General features: G+C 69.2%; 3 protein-coding genes. 1 reads left to right on the forward strand and 2 read right to left on the reverse strand.

Annotated features, from left to right (window positions below; translation table 11 throughout):
* Window positions 1-1,019, forward strand: a 1,019-nt coding sequence (locus ACZ7OH_RS39615; RefSeq protein WP_470285605.1) for a cytochrome b, incomplete at its 5' end; no start/stop codon positions are given.
* A gap of 51 nt (window positions 1,020-1,070) precedes the next feature.
* Here ACZ7OH_RS39615 and ACZ7OH_RS39620 read toward each other — a convergent pair.
* Together ACZ7OH_RS39620 and ACZ7OH_RS39625 are read right to left on the reverse strand one after the other, a co-directional pair.
* A complete protein-coding gene (locus ACZ7OH_RS39620; RefSeq protein WP_400888803.1) occupies window positions 1,071-1,256 on the reverse strand; it encodes a YdeI/OmpD-associated family protein in 186 nt (61 codons plus the stop codon).
* On the reverse strand, window positions 1,253-1,534 hold the full coding sequence (locus ACZ7OH_RS39625; protein WP_284750247.1) for an Lrp/AsnC family transcriptional regulator: 282 nt from the start codon (window positions 1,532-1,534) through the stop codon (window positions 1,253-1,255). The genes ACZ7OH_RS39620 and ACZ7OH_RS39625 overlap by 4 nt, the downstream gene beginning before the upstream one ends.
* Window positions 1,535-1,760 lie beyond the last annotated feature (226 nt).

Here is a 1,760-nt window from a genome sequence, read left to right on the forward strand (position 1 = left end):
TGCACATCCTGCTGCTGCCGGGCATCATGCTGGCGCTGGTCGGGGTGCACCTGGCGCTGGTGTGGTACCAGAAGCACACCCAGTTCCCGGGGGTGCGGCGCAAGGAGACCAACGTGGTCGGGGTGCGGATCATGCCGTACTTCGCGCTCAAGGGCGGGGCGTTCTTCACCCTGGTCATCGGGGTGCTGGCATTGATGTCGGGGTTGTTCCAGATCAACCCGGTGTGGAACTTCGGCCCGTACAACCCGGCGCAGGTGTCGGCGGGCTCGCAGCCCGACTGGTACATGGCCTGGGCCGACGGCATGCTCCGGATCTGGCCGGCCTGGGAGGTCTACCTCGGGAACTACACGATCCCGGCGGTGTTCTTCCCCGGCGCGATCGGCATGCCGATCCTGTTCGGCCTGTTCCTGGGCTACCCGTTCATCGAGCGGAAGCTGTCCAAGGACACCGCGCACCACAACCTGCTGCAGCGCCCGCGTGACGCACCGGTCCGCACGGCGCTGGGCGCGATGGCGCTGGGCTTCTTCGCCGTCATCGAGCTGTCGGGCTTCAACGACATCATCGCCGACCAGTTCGACATCTCGCTGAACGCGACGACGTGGGCGGGCCGCATCGGCGTGCTGATCGTGCCGCCGGTGGCGTACTACCTGACCTACCGGCTGTGCCTGGGCCTGCAACGGGCCGACCGCGAGGTGCTGGAGCACGGCATCGAGACGGGCATCATCAAGCGGCTGCCGCACGGTGAGTTCATCGAGATCCACCAGCCGCTGGCCGGCGTCGACAGCCACGGCCACGCGATCCCGCTCGAGTACCAGGGCGCGCCGGTGCCGAAGAAGATGAACAAGCTGGGCTCGGCCGGTTCGGCCGTCCCGGGCACGTTCTGGTCGCCGGACCCCGCCGAGGAGACCGCCGCGCTGGAGCGGGCCCACGGCAACGGGCACGGCAACGGCCATTCGGTCACCCAGGGCGAGCCGGGCGAGTTCGAGAGCATCGAGGCCGCCAAGCGCTCGGAGCACTGAGTTCCGCACACGACGAAGGCCACCTCCCGCGGGAGGTGGCCTTCGGTCGTTTCAGGCTTTGCCGCGGAGCCGCTGTACGGCCTTCTCCGCGCGGGAGACGCGCGTCTCGGGCTTCTTGGCCTCCGCCACCCACTGGACGTACTCGCGGCGGTGTGACGGCGGCAGGGCCTCGAACGCGGCTTTCGCGTCCGGCGCCGCGTCGAGGGCGTCGGCCAGCTCTCCGGGCAGCTCGCTCAATCCTCGGCGCCGATCGCGAAGGCCTGCTCGGTGTCGGCACGGGAGTACGACCGGAACGCGATGTGCGTGACGGTGTCCAGCACCCCCGGCACCTTCCCGATCCGGCCCGGGATCAGGTCGGCCAGCTCCTCGTGCGCGGACACCTTGACGGTGGCGATGAGGTCGACGTCCCCGGCGCACGAGTAGACCTCGCCGACGCCGTCGATGTCGGCGATCGCCTGCGCCGCGTCCGGGATAGCGTCCGCCTCTACCTGGATCAACACGATCGCGGTGATCACCTGGGGTCCTCCAAGGCTCGTGGGGTTCGTTCGCGATCCTAGGCCGCGGTGTGCGCCAGCCAGTGTTCGGCTGGGGCCTGGTCGGAGTGGGCTGGTGGGGTTCCGACACCCCGATGCCCGATTGTGACTACGGCCGGCGGTGGGGGGGGGGAGGGGGGAAGAGGGGCGTGGCCCCGCCCCCACGGCCATTGTTTTGTTTTTGGGTGTGGTTTTGTTGGGGGCTGGT

The organism is Amycolatopsis sp. NPDC114478 (assembly GCF_055633805.1).